General features: G+C 46.7%; 10 protein-coding genes. 1 reads left to right on the forward strand and 9 read right to left on the reverse strand.

The genetic code is table 11. The features are described from left to right. Positions 1 to 37: 37 nt before the first annotated feature. The 6 genes from NYE25_RS13170 to NYE25_RS13195 form a co-directional block, all read right to left on the reverse strand. Complete coding sequence (locus NYE25_RS13170) at positions 38 to 2419, reverse strand: glycoside hydrolase family 95 protein (protein WP_341146087.1); 2382 nt, start codon at positions 2417 to 2419, stop codon at positions 38 to 40. 146 nt (positions 2420 to 2565) lie between these two features. Further along, complete coding sequence (locus NYE25_RS13175; protein ID WP_341146088.1) at positions 2566 to 4269, reverse strand: alpha-1,3-galactosidase-related protein; 1704 nt, start codon at positions 4267 to 4269, stop codon at positions 2566 to 2568. A 64-nt stretch (positions 4270 to 4333) separates the two neighbouring features. After that, entirely contained in the window at positions 4334 to 5467 is a 1134-nt protein-coding gene (locus NYE25_RS13180) for an SGNH/GDSL hydrolase family protein (RefSeq protein WP_341146089.1), read from the reverse strand. 98 nt (positions 5468 to 5565) lie between these two features. Next, positions 5566 to 7221 carry an extracellular solute-binding protein gene (locus tag NYE25_RS13185; RefSeq protein WP_445667177.1) on the reverse strand — a complete coding sequence of 552 codons (1656 nt, stop codon included), beginning with the start codon at positions 7219 to 7221 and terminating at the stop codon, positions 5566 to 5568. Between the two features lie 108 nt (positions 7222 to 7329). Then, the gene (locus tag NYE25_RS13190) at positions 7330 to 8226 is read right to left on the reverse strand and encodes a carbohydrate ABC transporter permease (protein ID WP_042190759.1); all 897 of its coding nucleotides are present in this window, start codon (positions 8224 to 8226) and stop codon (positions 7330 to 7332) included. A 15-nt stretch (positions 8227 to 8241) separates the two neighbouring features. Continuing rightward, on the reverse strand, positions 8242 to 9126 hold the full coding sequence (locus tag NYE25_RS13195; RefSeq protein ID WP_143759569.1) for an ABC transporter permease: 885 nt from the start codon (positions 9124 to 9126) through the stop codon (positions 8242 to 8244). 406 nt (positions 9127 to 9532) lie between these two features. On the opposite strand from NYE25_RS13195, the gene NYE25_RS13200 reads away from it, so the two are divergent. Beyond that, a complete protein-coding gene (locus NYE25_RS13200; RefSeq protein ID WP_341146091.1) occupies positions 9533 to 10456 on the forward strand; it encodes a helix-turn-helix transcriptional regulator in 924 nt (307 codons plus the stop codon). 179 nt (positions 10457 to 10635) lie between these two features. On the opposite strand, the gene NYE25_RS13205 is transcribed toward NYE25_RS13200, so the two are convergent. The 3 genes from NYE25_RS13205 to NYE25_RS13215 form a co-directional block, all read right to left on the reverse strand. Further along, positions 10636 to 12846, reverse strand: coding sequence for a helix-turn-helix domain-containing protein (locus NYE25_RS13205; RefSeq protein ID WP_341146092.1), 2211 nt, complete (start codon positions 12844 to 12846; stop codon positions 10636 to 10638). A gap of 280 nt (positions 12847 to 13126) precedes the next feature. Then, positions 13127 to 13972: an NAD-dependent epimerase/dehydratase family protein gene (locus NYE25_RS13210; protein ID WP_341146093.1), complete on the reverse strand. Its 846-nt coding sequence runs from the start codon at positions 13970 to 13972 to the stop codon at positions 13127 to 13129. A gap of 84 nt (positions 13973 to 14056) precedes the next feature. Further along, positions 14057 to 17953: a X2-like carbohydrate binding domain-containing protein gene (locus NYE25_RS13215; protein WP_341147724.1), complete on the reverse strand. Its 3897-nt coding sequence runs from the start codon at positions 17951 to 17953 to the stop codon at positions 14057 to 14059. Positions 17954 to 18054: the final 101 nt, after the last annotated feature.

Here is an 18054-nt window from a genome sequence, read left to right on the forward strand (position 1 = left end):
GTCTCTGCTGCTGTCCATATTCGTATGAAACTGACTATTATTGCTTACCAACTATAAGCTTGTAGGTCTGGCCTGCGGTCGTTGGAAAGCTCACCGTTCCATCTACGGAGCGGTCAAATTCCATCTCGTTGCCGCCATTACTCACCATGAGCGAAGCATCTGTGCGGATCACACATTCATTGCCTAGAAGGGAGGTAATCTGTGCTTCCACGAGATGGCCTCTATCCCACTGAATGCTAACTTCAAAACCACCGCGGGCACGTAGCCCCGCCACGCTTCCCTCCTGCCATTCATCTGGCAGTGCAGGCAGCAGATCGAGATACTCCAGGTGAGATTGCAGTAGCATCTCAGCAATTCCGGCAGAAGCGGCGAAGTTACCATCAATTTGGAACGGTGGATGTGCGCCAAGCAAATTGGCATAAACACCGCCGTGACTATACTGTTCGGACTCCCCATCCTTCACCAGCCGCAGCATGTTTGAGAGCAGGCGCAGTGAGCGGTTGCCATCCCGGAAGCGGCTCCAGAGCGCAACTCTCCAGCCCAGACTCCAGCCCGTGCTCTCGTCCCCACGCCGTTCAAGCGAAGTTTTGGCGGCAGCGAACAGCTCAGGGGTCTCTTCTTCTGACAACTGCCGGCCCGGATAGATACCGACCAAATGCGAGGTATGTCTGTGATACATATCTTCATCCTCAAAGTCTAAGGACCATTCCTGCAACTGTCCGTACTTACCAACCTGCAGTGGCAATAAATGTTCACGAGCACTTACCAATTCTGCACGCAAATCCTCATCCGTTCCAAGCGTTTCCGAAGCCTCGATACAATTCGTAAACAGCTCCCAGATGAGCGAAATATCCATAGTAGCACCTGCGCTGACTGCAGCCAAGCCCTCCGCTGTCTGGAATTTATGCTCTGGTGAAGTGGATGGGGAGGTCATAAGCCTTCCGTTACCATCGTCAATAAGCCAATCCAGTGCAAACAGAGCCGCCTCCTTCATCACAGGATAAGCGGAAGTCCGTAAATATTCCTCGTCCCCGCCAAAAGCATAATGCTCCCAGAGATGTTGTGTCAGCCAAACGCCACTCATCGTCCAGTAAGCCCAGCTTGGATCTCCGTCACCATAATCCCCCACCGGTGCTGTCTGTGCCCATAGATCCGTATTATGATGAGCCACCCAGCCTCGGGCACCATAGTTGACTTGAGCAGTCTCTGCACCCATCTTCGCCAAATTTCCGATCATATCCAGCAGCGGCTCATGACATTCCGCCAGATTACAAATTTCAGCTGGCCAATAATTCATCTCTGTATTGATGTTCAGTGTATAGTTGCTACTCCACGGCGGACGGGTAACCGCATTCCATATTCCCTGCAGATTAGTAGCCTGTGTTCCGGGGCGCGAGCTTGCGATCATCAAATAGCGCCCGTAATGAAACAGCAACTCGACAAGACCAGGGTCTTGTGCCGCGTATGTCGTAATCCGTTGCTCCGTGGACATCGACTCCGGGGCTTGCGTCTTACCTAATTGAAGCTTCACTCGGTCAAAAAGTGATCGGTAATCCTCGACATGCGCTTGAAGCAAGCTGTCGTAAGACTTTCCATTCACATCTGCCAAGTAAGAAGCTGCAATAGCAGAAGCATCTTTCCCCTCAGTTCCCGGGATTTTGTCAAAGCCATTAAAGCCTGTAGCCGCGCTGAAATAGAAGGTTGCAGCCGTTCCTCCCAACAGATGAATACCACTATCGTCAACGGTAACTTCCCCATCCTCTGCCACTACGGAGAGTTGTCCTTCAAAGGCCATGCCCTTGCTCTTGCCAGGTTCTCCGTATTGGATCGGATTGTCACTCCAAAAATAGCTTGGATCAACATGCTCCGGTGCAGTTCCCGAGAGTACAAAGTTATCACCCTGAGCGTGAAGGCTATGCCGAAGCGAACTATCTAGCGTAGCATGTACATTCAGCGCTCCCGGTGCACTTGCAGTCAGACGCAGCACGAGCAACTGATCAGGATGTGAAGCGAACATCTCACGGGTATAAGTAACCTTACCAATCTTGTATTCAATGCGGTGAACCGCATGTTCAATATCTAATGTCCGCCGATAGGATTGATAAACACCACCATGCTCAAAACGAAGTAGTAAATCTCCAAACGGCAGATATGATTGGGTGTACGGACCTAGCATCTCTCTAGTCAGGGTGTCCGCTTCTGTATACCGGCCCTCCTGAATCAGCTTTCGAACCTTTGGCAAAGCTTCCTTAGCACCTGGATTGTTCCCATCCTTCGGGAATCCCGACCATAATGTATCCTCGTTTAGACTGACTTTCTCCTGTTCCACACCGCCGAAGATCATACCACCCAGACGGCCATTCCCAATCGGAAGCCCTTCGGTCCATACATTTGCTGGCTTGTCATATTGAAGTTTCATTGGTTCTCTCCCTCACGATCTGTCATGAATTAAATAATGTATTCCCCCAAGTCTGCCCTCATTATAAAGATCAGATAAAGCGTTTTCTATACATCGATCTACCGATCCATATCGCGATCTAACACAACCTCCCCTAACTCATTGAACTAATTATTCTGAATGTCGACCTCGCTACAGGCGGTAAAACGTATCGCATCCTCAACACTGGAAAGACAGTTCGTCCTTTCCCCACCCATGACAATTTCGTTAGCACTGAAGACCAGTCCGCGGGTACTCTTGGCACTAAGGACTAACGTTTCACCAGTCTCGAACCTGTTGTTCTTAATAACTATGCCGTGATGAACATGAGTGCTCTCACCAACCTCTGTATTCTCTGGCGAAATGAAAATAACCGGATGCTCGATGCCCCCGCATTCAATAAAATGATTGTCAGCGATGGTTACATCCTCCACCTTGCCAGACTCATACCAAGACTCCGCATCCAGGGCAACCAGAATCGCACTCATTTGCATCCGATCAAAAACATTCCCCTTAATCTCTACTTTACGCCGGGTTGTCACAAGGATACCGCGGGTCGGTACCCGCGCGAAGTGATTATTTACGACTTCAACCTCCGGTGTCCAGATTACATTCTCGATCACATCATGGCTGCCAATCCCCTCAGGAATAGGCTGTGCTAAAGTCAGTATTAGCTCGCGTGGGTTGAGACGCGTAACCTCTATCACTTCATTAGCAGCATAGGTAGTCAGAGAGCCAGAACGAACAAATTCAATTTCGTCTCCCGGATGGAAGGCCATAAAACCGTAAGTCTGCGGATGCATGAACCGAACCTTCACCCTATTCGCAGACAGCTTCTCAACGATCCGTAGATAGGTACCATGGACATTGACGACGTCATCATGAGAACCGGCAAAACGGCTGTCTGCAACAGTTATTTTACCTCGGCAGCTGGACATGTGGATGAAATCCGCAAAGCCAGTAACCGTTCGGCCTGTCTCCAGGCGCGGCGAAATATCCATGCGTTGAAAGGTGAGATTGTCGCTGAACTGCCCCACAACACCAAGTCCGTGTAAAAAATGCAGCCCCACATCGCTGATCGTGATGTTAGAGCTTTCCACAATGAAGACACCTACCTGATCGCGAATACCATCACGGCTTTGCAGGACTTGCCCGGGAACAACCTCAGGCTGATGATCAAAATGCAAGCGGAGCTTCATCGGCCCCAGCTCTTCAACCGAATCAGCCAGCTCCGACCAGTTGTCCACCCGCCAAGTCGTATTGCGCAATGGATCGTAGATCTGCATTGGTCCTTCCGAGAAGCTCCAGCCCTCACCGATCCAGACCAGCTTGCCATCCCTGATCTCATAACGCGAATCGGGGTGAACCTGGACATCGAAATAATGAGTACCGCTTTCAGTAATCTCCATCTCTGTCACAGTCGGCCGAGCATAGTCGGTATGTAAATTACGAATCTCTACATTTTTGCATCCATCCAGCAAGAACATAGTCTGCTTGCCATGGAAGATAAATAGAGAGCCATTGCCCTCAAATGTTAAATTGTGCAGCCCCTTTAAGAGAATTCCTATAGTCTTGGTGACATCAGGATTCTCTTCTTCACTGGTAGTGTTGGAGATGTAGTAGGGTTTCCGGATCGCCTCTTCCGGATAGAAATGATAGCAGCCATTTGGACAATCCAGCAGGACCGGCCCATTTATTTCGGCGGCTGCCTCAATAGCTCTTGTCATGGCTGGCTGAGCATCCAAGCCGGAATCCGGCAGAACACCAAAATCAGTCAGGCGGATTACGATAGGAGAAGAATCGACGTTGTGTTCTGTAAAAGAAATGATCAACACCAACTTCCTTAGCATTGTAAACGCTTAATAAGAGGCAGTATAATCCTCTAGGTTAGAATAATCAATTGTACATTAGCTGCAAAATGCGCAGACTGGTGCCTTTACTCTGTTCATCCTTTTCCCCTGTAATTCGCACGGTTACTTGCAATTCCTGACGTTGTTCCTCGATTCCGAACATAGCAATAATAGGCCGAAACGCAAGCGGACACCATTCATCGAATAAGTTAACCGCATGAAAGGGACCGCCATTGAGCGAATATTCGAATATCCCACTGTCCGGGCCGTAGAGCAGCAGCAGACCCACACTCTGTCCGGTTACCGTGTAAGAAAAAGATGCCTCTTTGCTGTCTGTATATAAATGCTCCGTTCCAAATCGCCAGTTCATCAGTGGATCATCAGGGGTAAGCTCGCGTAACTCGAACCCATCTGCATGATCAGCGCCTCTGAAATCCAGTAAATTACCGTATTCATAATTTCGCTCCTCCAGAGGAGCAATACTTAACGCGCTTCCGGTATTTGAATGTGTGTTGTCAGGAACAAGAGCTGCATCCAAATATTCCTGTAAAAAAGAAGCATACAGCGCATGTCCGTCATCATTGGGGTGATATCCATCCGGAGCCAGCTCAGTCCACTCCATTTGTCCGGCCTGAGTCTGTGCATAAACTCTAGCTGCAAAATTAACAGATGGAAGATCGTAATGCTCAGCTACTTCTTCGTGGACGGCAATGTTAAAGGGATTGCTCCCTGACAGATTCTTCTCTGCTGCCGTATACAAGAAGCAAATGTCAGTGCCGGGCGACAACCGTCTGCACTGGCGCACAATTCCTTCCAGACCTCTAATGGATTCTTCCCGGTCGTTGCCGTCATTGACGCTAAATTCAACGAATAGAAGATCAATCTTGCCGTATTCCAGGACATGCGACTGTAATCGGTGAGCGCCCAGCGTGGAATTCGTTCCACCCACTCCCGCATTGATGAAGCGGAATTCATGAATCGCAAATCGCTCCTGCAGATATTTACCAGTCAGCGCTCTCCAGCTAAATGTATCTGCGTCGGAAGCACCTGCCCCCTCTGTAATGGAACCACCCAAAAAGGCGACAGTCACCGGCTCCTTTCCCGCAAGTCTTACGCTTGTATTCGGTAGTCCCCGTCTTGGAACCACAAATTGATGATTGCAATGTTTCTCTTCTGTCATGACTGATCCTCCGTAAATAAAAATGTATATTTTCCCTTGAAATCAAGAAATCAGGTGCTGGGGTATATCTTACAGCACCTGATTCTGATTTCAATATTTTATTTTTTAGAAGTTTCGTAAGCCTTTTGCAAGATTTCGAGATAACGATCTAACTTCAAGTCTTTCAAACCTTTTATATATGCATCCCAATCTTTATTAAGATCCTTGTTGCCCGTGATGAATTGAAGCTGATTTTGCTCAATGTAATTCTTGATGTTGGTTTGCAGTAAGCTCGCTTCATCGATTTCGCTTGGATCAATCCAAATCGACCAGATCGGGAATAATTCTTTAGGCTCATGTCCTTCATACAGCAGAGTCGCATCATACAATCTGCGTTCATAACCGCTGGAAGCGTAGACGTCAGTAGCTTGAACGAAGGTATCACGGTACTCTTTTGGCATATAGAAGTGACCCATGCCGCTCCAGCCCGCATTGCGCGGCGCTTCGCCCTCCGCCATAGGAATGGTCTTGATCACTGGTTTAACATCTTTGTCCAGTGCTACATCGCCTTCTTCTGGATCAGTCCAATCAATGCCCTTCATACCGCTGCCACCATTGGTCTGTCCTTCAGAAGTAAACATGTAGTCTACCATTTTAATTAAAGCGATCTGTGCTTCCTCGCTAGCTTTGTTGGTGATGACAAATTTCGCTCCTGGGGATACGCCACCTGCATCATGAGTCGCATAGGAGATACCTTCCGGTCCGCTAATCGGTGGTACAGGATTGTAGTGTGCCGAGCTTCTATTGCCTGGATCAATATTGACGAAAATCGCAGGGTGCATGCCCGCACCAGCGCCTAGAATTTCCGCATCGGCATTTTCACCGATTTTCTTAAAGGCTTCCGCATTCTGTGTGAATGCCCCTGGATCAATCAAACCTGCGTCAAACAGAGATTTGATATAGGTCAGGCCTTCCTTCCACTCCGGTGTGACAGCCGCCGATTGAACTTTTCCATCCATCATGTTCAGATAATTGCGGTCATCATCGTATACAAATGCATTCATGAGGAATGGCACAATACGTACACCAAACTCCTCAATGGAGCCACTCAGCGGCACTTCATCTGCTTTTCCATTCCCGTTCGGATCTTGTGTTTTGAAAGCTTCCAGCACTTTTTTGAATTCTTCGGTTGTCTTCGGCATTTCCAGATTCAGCTTCTTCAGCCACTCGGTATTGAGCCACATTTTGCTCGGATAGGAGCAGTGAAAGCACTCTGTGTAAGCGACAAGCCCGTAGATATTACCATCAGGCGCTGTGTTAAGCGTTCTCAAATTATCGTTCTTTTCCATAGCCGCTTTAATATTCGGAGCATATTTATCAATTAGATCGTTCAGAGGAATCAGTACGCCCTGTTTGCCATACTTCAAAAGATCTGCCTGTGAGAACTGATCGATATAGTGAGTGAGCAGGTAAGCATCAGGGTAATCGCCACTAGCAAGTGAGATTTGGCGCTTTTCCTTGGCTCCGTCTGAAGGGTTGATTTCCCATTTGAATTTAATATTGAATTTGTCTTCCACAAATTTCGAAAATTTATTGGTAGGAACATCGATCCCGGATTCCTGAACCGAGAACACGCTGATTTCCACCGGTTTGCTTGCTGATTCCGAGTTACCTGAGTCAGCAGGTGCGGAGGATGTGTTATCTGTATTTTTATTAGCACATCCGCTTAACACCACCGTAAGAATTAATACCAGCACCAATGACAAGGTCATCATACTTTTCTTCAAATCCGATCACTCCCTTTTATAATTTAGGCAGGTACGATATCTTTCTGTCATTTTACTGCGTGCCTCTCCCCCTCTCCAGATTCTGAAAGCTGTGAATTAGCCTTTAACTGAACCGACCAGCATTCCTTGGACAAAATAACGCTGAACAAACGGATAGATAACAAGTACAGGCAGAGTAGCGATAACTATAAGTGCATATTTGAGTAGCTCAGCAAGCTGCTGCCGCTCCACCATTTTCATCGCATCCATTGTACCTGCACTGTTGTTCTGGATGATGATGCTTCGTAAGACAAGCTGAAGCGGGAACAAATTCGCGGATTTCAAATAAATCAAAGCGTCAAAGTATGCATTCCACTGTCCTACCGCATACATAAGGACTAACACCGCGATAATGGGCTTCGATAATGGAATGACAACGCTCCAGACAAACCGCATATCACTGCAACCGTCGATTTCGCTGGCTTCCAGCAGCTCCTCCGGAATGGAGGATTGAAAGAATGACCGGGCAATAATGACCTGCCATACCCAAATCGCGTTTGGTATCAGCAGTGCCCAGCGGGTATCAATCAAATGGAGTTCCTTCACGACCATATAGGTCGGAATCAGCCCGCCGCTGAAAATCATCGTAAAGGTGATGATCATCATCAAAGTGTTGCGTCCGAAGAAACCTCTGCGTGATAAAGGGTACGCGATCATGATCGTAAGCACAACACTAATGAACGTCCCTGCGGCTGTATAAAAAATGGAGTTGCCGTAGCCTGTAATGATCTCGGGTGTATTTAACAGAACCTTGAAACCTTTGAAGGAAATATCTACAGGCCATAACCAGACTCGACCGGAGGTAACGGCTGCTGGACTGCTAATCGAGCTGCTGATGATAAAAATTAGCGGATAAATTACCGCGATGACCACGAGGCTGAGTAGAATATAAATAGTGGTCAGAAATAGCTTATCGCCAGTTGATTCTTTAATTTTTTGTTGAACTGCTGCCATGTGGTTGCTCCTTTCCTACCAGATGCTGTTGTTTGTGATGCGTTTAGCCAAGCCATTCACCGTAAGCAACAAAATAAGGTTGATTACCGAGTTGAATAGACCAACCGCAGTTGCAAAGCTATAATTGGCGTTCAGCAAACCGACCCGGTAGACATAAGTGGCAATGATCTCGGAATTCGCCAGATTGAGCGGGTTCTGCAGAAGATAGACCTTCTCAAAGCCAATAGCCATGACATTCCCAACATTCAAAATCAGGATGATGACGATGGTAGGCACAATACCTGGCAGATCAATATAACGAATTTTTTGAAAGCGTGAAGCGCCATCGACTTTGGCTGCCTCATAAAGCGTAGGATCGATGCCGGCAAGCGCTGCTAAATAGATAACGGCACTGTAGCCCGCAGTCTGCCAAATATCAGACCAGACATAAATCGAACGAAACATTCCCGGTTCTCCAAGGAAATTGATCGACTCCAAACCGAAGAAGTTGAGAGCGATGTTCGCAAATCCAAGACGAGGTGCCATAAATAGCATAATAATGGACACCATGACAACCGTCGAGATAAAATAAGGCGCAAAAGAGACCAGCTGGACGAACTTTTTGAACCTTCCCCCGCGCAATTCATTAATCATGAGCGCAAGGATAATCGGAATTGGAAATCCCGCCAGCAGCAGGTAACCACTAAGCATGATGGTGTTCTTGAGCAGCGTCCAAAACTGCGGATTATCAAAAAATAATCGAAAATTATGAAATCCAACCCATGGACTTCCCCATATTCCTTTAATCACGTTGTAGTCCTTGAAGGCTAGAACCGCGTTCAGCATTGGATAATACTTAAAAATGAGGAAAAATAACAGAGGTGGAATCACGAGCAAATGTAGCTGCCAGTGCTTTTTCATACTTCTACGAGCATTTTGTAAAAATACAGAGCCCTTACGCTTCGGTAACGACTTGTGATGTAATACTATTTCTTTCTCCAGAACAATCCCCCCTAAGCAACCGCCAGTAGTTTATGATAGCGCTTTCTACGAGTTGATCATAATTGACTTTTATCCCCAAAGAAAAGGTACACTTGGGCATTTCAGCGTACAAATAACCCTATTCAGGGAGAACAAAATAGCTGTAGAACGGCCATTTTTCCGGAATCAGGCCCCTCTCTGGAGATTTTCAATCTGGACAATTCTACCGGCAGTTGAATAAAGCGCATGAGACAATTCAACCAACGCTTGATAGGATTGCGTTTGCAGAAATGCTATGCTGTTTTTGACAGTGCGCACTGTACATTTTGTTTATTGGAGGTATACAATGCTCGACTTGCGTAAAATTGGAGCTTATATTTCGAAGCTTCGCAAAGACCAGGATTTGACCCAATTGGAACTTGCCGATCAACTGAATGTAAGTCATCAAGCGGTATCGAAATGGGAACGGGGCGACTCGCTACCGGATATCGGAACGCTTCCGAAGTTTGCGAGGTTATTCGGCAAAACGGTAGACGACATTTTAAATGCAGGAGACAATACAGAAATTCGGGAGCACCCGCACCTAGGAACGATCGTTGAGGAGATCGCAGAGAACAGGCCGGAACAAGTTGCAGAGATGGTCAATACCGGAGAGGCGGAGCTGGAGGAGCTTGTAGAAGTAGCGCCGTTTGTAAAAGCAAGCGCTCTGCATAAGGTTACAGAACGATTAGACAGCACCGTCCTTAAGTTAGACGTGATCATGAAGCTGGCTCCGTTCCTTGGAACAGATACATTGGATGAACTGGTTCGTCAGGCAGAAGAGGGCGAAATTGTGTGGAATACTATTACTGGACTCGCTCCGTTCGTCAGCAGCGACACATTAAGTCGACTGGTAGATAAATCGATTGACGGTTCCTTAGAAGTGCACAATCTTGTTGGGATTGCCCCATTTCTTGATAGAGAACATGTAGATCGGTTGGTACAACAAGCAGAAGAGGGCAGCTTGAGCTGGCATTCCGTTCAAGGGCTGGCACCCTTTATTAGCAGAGAAACATTAAGCCGCTTGGTAGACCGGGTTGTAGACGGCACTATCGATGCGGACCAGATCATAAGCCTCGCACCTTTTCTGAACAAGGAAAATCTCGAGAAGTTGATTGGTGGAGTCGAAGCTGAACATCTTAGCCCAGATCTGCTGGCAAGTCTTGCTCCTTTCGTCGATCAAGGGACATTGAGCAGAATGGTGACAAGCTTATTAAATAAAGTAAAGTAGACACGTATATCGGAGATCAGAGATTGGTGATGCATAGACCGTCGGCGATCCTCAAAGCTACCGGGAAACGTTAGTTGAACGACAACAGCGGCAGTCTAAGACTTTATTTATCAAGTCTTGGTCCGCCGCTGCTTCTTTTAATGAATCAGTCTAATACTTAATTTTCACCAAACAACTGTTTATTCATCAATAGACTGTCTATAAGCGCTCGGTGAAACGCCGATTAACCGCTTGAAGGCCCGTCTGAAAGAATGTGAACTGTTATAGCCCACCCGCATAGCAATCTCATCGACCGTATACCGACTATCTTTGAGCAAAATCACAGCCTGATCCATTCTCACTTTTATCAGATGATCGGAGAAATTGACACCGGTAACCTCTTTAAACAATTGAGAAATGTATTTTTCAGGCCGTTCCACCTGTTCAGCTACCCGGTACAGACTCAGCTCTGTATCCGAATAATTCTCTACGGTATATTCCTTGATCTGCTTAATAATCTGAATATGAACATCCTTCTTTTTATTTGCAATAAGTCCGCACAGTTCTTCCATAATGACAAAAAATTCGGTCTGAATCATTTCGAGTCGTTCCGATGAACCAATGTCTATGACCCTCCGCTTCACACTCTCGATGTCCGGGTATTCTGTAAAAGCCTTTTGATCCAGAAGCTTAAGAAACGTCCCTTTTATTTCACCAACAAGCTGTTGCTTCATTTCCATGGATAAATCACGCTGTTCCATGTTCTGGGCAACAATCGCACGGACAATCCGTTTAGCCTCTTCTAGCTCTCCAGCCCGAATGGTACTGATCAGACGTTGCTCTGTATCCAGTGGATAATAGTAGGTCGTATTCTCATTTTGGGCTTCGCTACTCCATACAATTCCTTTTTTATTCATATAGACGGCATATTCCAGAGCTTGTTTGGCTTGGTCAAAGGAAAGGCTAACCTCCGTTATTTCTGTGAAAAGATCACCGAAGCCCGCCTGAGTAGTAATACGGTACTCATTAAAAACGTACTGCGCCAAATTCTCCAGAATGTTAGTTATATTTTCTGCCTCATACGCTTTGTCGGTCTCTTCTTCCTTGGAGAAAAACAGAGTTACCACTTTGTCGGAGCCCATATCCGTCATTAGTACATCCACTCCGAGATCCGATAGGGACTGCTTCAGCAGCAAACGGGAAGCATTCAGCTCATTGAGAATCTCAACGCTGTCCATACCGGCATAGCCGTTAATCTGAACAATTCCTACATATCCAGTGTTCTGTTTCAAGTTAATCCCCACCTGCTCGGCGGCAGTGAGAATCTCATCATGCGTTTTGAATTCACCTGCTAATAACCGCTTCAGAAATGCATCCCTGACCAACGGAAGCTGACGATTAAGTTCGGTTTCCAGCAACTTGTTCTTAGTGATCATATTGGCAATATTTCCGCTTAAAAAGTCAAATTCATTCTTGGCGGAGGCCTCTTCCTTGCCAAATTGCTCCTTCATGACGCTAAGCATATGGTTGATTGGAGCGCTGTTACGGTAAGCTAATATTAGTCCAACTATCAAGCCGATGAGTAATGTTCCTCCCGTAATTTGTATGGACATTTGCTTGATCTTGTTAGCATTCTCCATCAAAATATGCCGGGGAATTCCTGTCTGGTATACCCAGCCGTTCGAATCCGAACGAGTCGTGATCACTAGATCGTCTTCATAGAACTGACTAACCTTATTTTTATCAAAATCCGAATCAGCGGTCATATGGGCCATTTTCTGCTCATCACTTCCCTGCAGGACAATCGTATTTCCTTCAGCATCGCTGATATGAACCCAGCCTCCGTATCGCTCAGTTAGACCAGATAACAGACTAGAAATGATTTTCTCGTCTATGATCACTACCGCGACAGCTGGTGAGGAATCGTTGAAACTATCCAGAGGGAGTGACTGCATATAGGTAATAACGGAGGTTTGCATGCCCCTGCTAACATAGTCACTGAGTGGCTTGATTTCACTGCGATGGGTTTTCTCAAGCACTTCTTTGGTCCAATCCTGTAGCGAAAGATCCTTATAGTTGAAATTAGAGTAGTAATGTTCCGGTCGGTAAGAAGAACCTGGGGTTAGAATAAGATTATAATTGGCGAGGTAAATATAATAGTTTTGCAAAAAATCATTCGTCTGACCGAAAGTCAGGACATTCCGCATCGTTCTCCAAATGCCATACACGTTCGTCTCATTGTCTCTTTCATTCATCAGAACGTTTAGCTCTTGGTTGACTGCCAATTGCCTGGTAAACCCTTCTACTTCCGCCATGCGGCGCTCCAATATTTCCTGACTTTTCTGGAGCTGGGTGACCCCGTTCTCAATAGAGATAGACTCTGTCACAGAAATCGAAGTCAGATAGGACATATATCCGCCAATGCTGGGAATGACCAAAATGACTACATAGGAGATTAAGAATTTACGAAAGATATTGGAATATTTAAGCGTAGTGACCCCTCCCCTAATATCATTTCGATAGCGCTATCATTACCATAGATTAAAACATTTTACTTAATAGTCAAGTGTGCAAACCCAATTTTACAGGTGTTAAAACTTTCAGAACTGGATAAAAAGCAGCGATATACGCCGTTATCACTGCTTTTTATTCACCATCCGAATTTTTTATCTTTCCAGTATGTTAACCCTTCTAAGTTGTACCCATCGTATGGCGGGTAGAACGTGAAGGCACAAAACCGAATTCCTCCTTGAAACGATCCATAGCATACAAAGGCTTATATTCTTGACCGGAAAAATGATAATAATCCAAATTATAATCATTCCCCACCAACGGGGTAAGGAGCTCAGCCACTGGCAAATTGCTGCTAGCATCCGGCCCAACCAGATTGAGAGTTCTTACCCCCGGCTTAAGTGGAGATTGCAGTGCCGCAGTAATTCCCTCCACCACATCCTCAGCATGGACATGCCCCAGTGTGATGAACGGGAGCGTTGGCTTGGATCCTGTCTTCAAGACAGGAGGAATCCAGCCTGGGGAGGCTACAGCTCCAAAGCGAAGATTGATAAAGTCGGTATCTTTATGATTGCGATGAAAATACCGGGTCAGCTCCTCGACCATAGCCTTGCTTAGCCCATAGGCATCCGCTGCCATACAGGGATGATCATCTGGGATAGGCAGCTCAAGCGGAATAAAATCCTCAGTGAGTCCACCCACCACGGCAATGGAGCTCGCTGTGATGAACTTTTGGCAACCGTGGTCAAGCAGATATCGGTACAATCTCCTTGTTCCCAGCACATTAACAGCAAGGCTTTCCTCCTCAGTAGAGCCGCCAGTAACTGCGGCAAGATGAATCACCGCCTGAATATCATACGAGTCCAGCCTGCTCAAATCCTCCGCCGAATCAAAAGAACCCTGAACATACGCAAAATCCCCTTCCGGAGCTTGGCGTGACAGACAAATTACTGTATGTTTATCTGCCAAATACTTGGCTAGAGCCGTTCCGATAAATCCACTTGCTCCGGTAATCAGAATATTCATGCTCATCTCCCCTTCTTTTTCTCATCTCATATCATTCAGAAAAAAGGGGCCAAAGAAGGCCCCTCCGTTCATTCATCGCTCAACTTATTCTGTCCACTGTTCTCCGCCTTGTGTACTAGGCTTCGAGATATGGTCGGTCGAAGCCTCCTCAATATCACCGAATGCCCAGTGGGAGACTGGAACATCGTTCCACCCTGACTGTGTGACACCCATAAGCGGGCCCCTGCCCAAAACTCTGTTGATAGCTGTAACGGCTTCCGCACGAGTAAGCTTGGAATTCGGGCGGAAAGTTCCGTCACTGTAGCCATTCATTATGCCTATATCTTGGGCTTTCTTTATCGCTGCCTGTGCCCAGTGACCGGTGATGTCAGAGAAGCCACGGCCCGATGTTGTAGAATTCGGGCTCAGCATGGCTGTTAAACTAGCCATTTCTGCACGCGTCAATGGTTGATTAGGCTTAAAAGTACCATCAATATAACCGTTCATTAGTCCCATCTTAGCTACTTTCGCAATAGCATCTGCCCCCCAATAGCTGGAGGATACATCACTGAATGTTACGCCTGATCCAGTGGCCTCTTTCTCAGCAACCTTCGCTAGGATGGTTGCCATCTCAGCACGGGTAATGGGAGCATCGGGTTTAAAGAAGCCACCCGGATATCCGTTGATATACGCCGAATGTCGCATCGTCTCGGAATCATCCTTCCCATCAGTTCCAGATGCCGGAGTTGGCGTTGGCGTCGGAGTCAGGGTAGGTGTGGATGAAGGCTGAGCTGGTATAGACGGACCCCCTGCATCAGTCGGTGTAGGTGTTGCTGTCGGCGTTGGTGTTGGAGGTTCTGTAGGGTTCGTTGTTCCGCCATCACTGGTTGGGACTGTGAATTTCAATTGATCTGTCAGCATGAGATTACCTGATTTCTTCACAGCTTTAAGTGTGTGTAAGCCGCTTGCCAATCCAGAAATACTGTAAATCTCCTGTTGTGTCAGTCGACTCTGACTATAAGCATTCATGGTCTGAATCCATTGTCCGTCCACATAAATATCTACTTCACCTTGATCTGGACCCGTAGGTGTGATCAAGCGGATTCCAGTGCCCTTGAAGGTATATTCAAAGGAATCGCCTTCCACTGTCGTTGAATGCACATCATTAAGATAATCGCCACCAATAGTAAAGCTGAGGTTCAGCTTTCCCACTGGTTGTGATGCGAGATAAGATTTGTTCAGTGTAACACGGTCACCAGCTACCGTATAATCGGTCCCAGGAACCAGATGATATGATCCATTCGTAATGCCTATAAAGCTTTCCGGCTGTTGTAGAAGTGTAATCTCAATGTCCTGCTGAGCAGAAGGCGATTTATCAAAGCTCGCTGCGATCGGATTAATCATATTCGGAATCTCTACCTTGAGCATGTCAAGCAGCATGAATCTGCCTGATTTTTTCACAGCCTTGAGTGTGTGCTGTCCATCTGTAAGCCCAGAGATACTGTACAGAATCTGCTGTGACAATCGCCCGTTTCGATAAGCGCTTACCGTGCCCTTGTATTGATCGTCTACATAGATATCCATATCCCCTTGTGATTCATCTACCTCAGTGAACAGTTGAATCCCTGTTCCTCTAAAGGTATATTCAAAAGAATCACCATTCTGCTCCGCATACTGCACATCGTCATTGTAGTCGCCCACTCCTCTTCCACTACTGCGGGACCAAGTACCGTTATATTTGATTCCCGGATCGTCGTTATTAACCATCACATAACGGATGCCTGTAGAATCGCTAATGTGTACCGCTAGTGTCTGTGGATCACCGGCATTAAAGTTGATGTTAAGACTTGTTATGCCAGCAGATTGCTGTGCAAGATATTCCTTCTTAATGGTCAATTTGTCATTAGTCACCGTATAATCTTCGTCGCGGAGTGCCACTCCATTATTCTCAATACCACTCAGCGTATTACCATGCAGATTAAGCGAGACAGTGACATCCTTCTGTTGTTCCGTTGCTTTATCAAACCCAGCGGAAGTCGGAGTGATAGAACTGTTCTGACCCCCAGCCGGACTTTCTGTTGTCACTTTCAGCGCGTCGAGCAGCATATAATTTCCCGATCCCTTGCTCACCTTAAGCGTGTGAGGGCCGTTAGAAAGTCCTGCTACACTGTAAAGAGATTGTTGTACCTCTCTTGGTCCACTTGTATACGCATTTACAGTCTGTGCAACCCCATCGTCTAATGTAACAATCATTTCTCCTTGCGATTCATGCTTTTCCGTCAGCAGCTCAATGCCTGTTCCCGTAAAGGTGTACTCAAAAGAATCACCGTCTTTCTCGGTATAATGCACATCGCCATTATAATCTCCATGTTCTCGGGCTGAGCTAACCTGCCATGTGCCGTTGTATTTAATGCCGCTGTCATTATCATTAATGTAAACCACATCCGTAACGGTGGTATTGCTTGTCAAAGCTGAATCCGCAGTAGGGTCAGCCCCAGAGTTAAGAGCATCCTCTTGAGGAGTGTTCGTAGCAGCAGCACTGGAATCCTTGATTGTAATGCTCAGATCCTGCTTCCCCTCTAACAGCTCCTTGCCTCCATTTCGCTTCCAATCTCCGCTGTAGCGCATCCCTGTATCATCGTTATTGACAGCTGATGTACCGCTTAGCGCGGTTACTTTAAGCATGCGAGAGGCATGGGGTTCAAGGATGCCACCGCTGAATTCCTTCTCAAAGGTTCCCAGCTCGGAATGGCTCCATAGGTCGCGCACTGAAGCCGGACCATCAAGGCCAAGATCACTCCATTTGACTTTAACCTCCGCACCCCGACTACCCAGATTGAACAAAGCAACGCTGTAAGTCCCATCTCCATTATTGGCATACCATACCTGCTGCTGGGTATCCATCGATACCGGATGACCAGGACGTCCGGCTTGGTTTACGGCAATAACCTCATCATTGGTAAGCAGTTCTAGTCCATAACTGTCCAGCCGTGTCATGTCATTCCCTGTATAGAGCGGCACGGAAGAAATGGACCAGAACGTCATCGCAGTCTTCCGCTCATCCTTGGTCAGACCATCCATGGAGCCGTTACCAACATTCAGGGAATCGAAGTCATTCCAGCCGCCAGGGCCTGCATCCCGCCACCAAAGTGCTGCTTTGGGGAATAATCGGGAAATACTCGGCCATGCTGTCAACCCACTGCCGTCATAAGATTCAACATCCCAATCAATTCGCCAACCGTTAGCATATTTTTTCCAGAATTCTACGTAATTGTGGTCGAGCGCCCAGGATAGCTCAAACCAGATGTTATTTCTATCCAAAGCCTTGGACCATGCTTCTACATCGCCGCGTGCATCCCGGCTCAAGTTGTCAATCCCCGACCCAGGGGTTACGCTGTCGAATTTGACGAAATCGATCCCCCACTCACCAAGCATATCTGCAATGGAATCCACATACTTCTGGGCACAGGGATTCGTGAAATCAATTTTATAGGTGTAGGAATTCCAATAATCCATAATGGTAAGCGGCTTGGCCGTAATATCCTGAATACGACATTCGCCGCCTGTCCCATACACCTCAAGATTTCGGTTATATGCATCGATAGATACCCCCGGGATCAGATAGATCCCAATCTTTTGTCCATTATTATGAACATAGTCAATGACCTCCTGAAATCCGTTCGGATAAAGGACTTTACTAGGAATAGGTCTCCCGTATTCATCCATATCGCCATTCCAGCCCGCATCAATATTAATATATTCATATCCATGGGCTTGCAGCTTCTCAAGCATCGCATCCGATTGCTTCTTAACGCTCTCCGCCGATGTCCAGTTTCCTGCCCCATCATACACTTGCATACTGTAACTGCTCCAGCCCATATACGGCTTTTGAGCCATACTCTTTTCCGCCGCTTGCGCAACATTGCCTTTCATTCCTGTAAAACCGAACTGTGCTGCTGCAATAATGAATACTAGCAGACTCATACCCAATCTTTTTCCCATTCGCTTCAAATCATCCTTACCCCCTCAGGAAATGTGGTCAAAATTACTTTGATAGCGCTTTCTTTCGGAAAGATCATAATTGAATATGGATTTCCAAGATA

The sequence above is a fragment of the Paenibacillus sp. FSL E2-8871 genome (assembly GCF_038000345.1).
In the GTDB taxonomy this organism is placed as follows: Bacteria; Bacillota; Bacilli; order Paenibacillales; family Paenibacillaceae; genus Paenibacillus_AQ.

Bases quoted from the DNA above. Each gene is read 5' to 3' on its own strand.
- NYE25_RS13185 (WP_445667177.1), bottom strand. From the start codon at position 7,221: ATGATGACCTTGTCATTGGTGCTGGTATTAATTCTTACGGTGGTGTTA.
- NYE25_RS13215 (WP_341147724.1), bottom strand. From the start codon at position 17,953: ATGGGAAAAAGATTGGGTATGAGTCTGCTAGTATTCATTATTGCAGCA.
- NYE25_RS13210 (WP_341146093.1), bottom strand. From the start codon at position 13,972: ATGAATATTCTGATTACCGGAGCAAGTGGATTTATCGGAACGGCTCTA.
- NYE25_RS13195 (WP_143759569.1), bottom strand. From the start codon at position 9,126: ATGAAAAAGCACTGGCAGCTACATTTGCTCGTGATTCCACCTCTGTTA.
- NYE25_RS13170 (WP_341146087.1), bottom strand. From the start codon at position 2,419: ATGAAACTTCAATATGACAAGCCAGCAAATGTATGGACCGAAGGGCTT.
- NYE25_RS13205 (WP_341146092.1), bottom strand. From the start codon at position 12,846: ATGTCCTATCTGACTTCGATTTCTGTGACAGAGTCTATCTCTATTGAG.
- NYE25_RS13180 (WP_341146089.1), bottom strand. From the start codon at position 5,467: ATGACAGAAGAGAAACATTGCAATCATCAATTTGTGGTTCCAAGACGG.
- NYE25_RS13200 (WP_341146091.1), top strand. From the start codon at position 9,533: ATGCTCGACTTGCGTAAAATTGGAGCTTATATTTCGAAGCTTCGCAAA.
- NYE25_RS13190 (WP_042190759.1), bottom strand. From the start codon at position 8,226: ATGGCAGCAGTTCAACAAAAAATTAAAGAATCAACTGGCGATAAGCTA.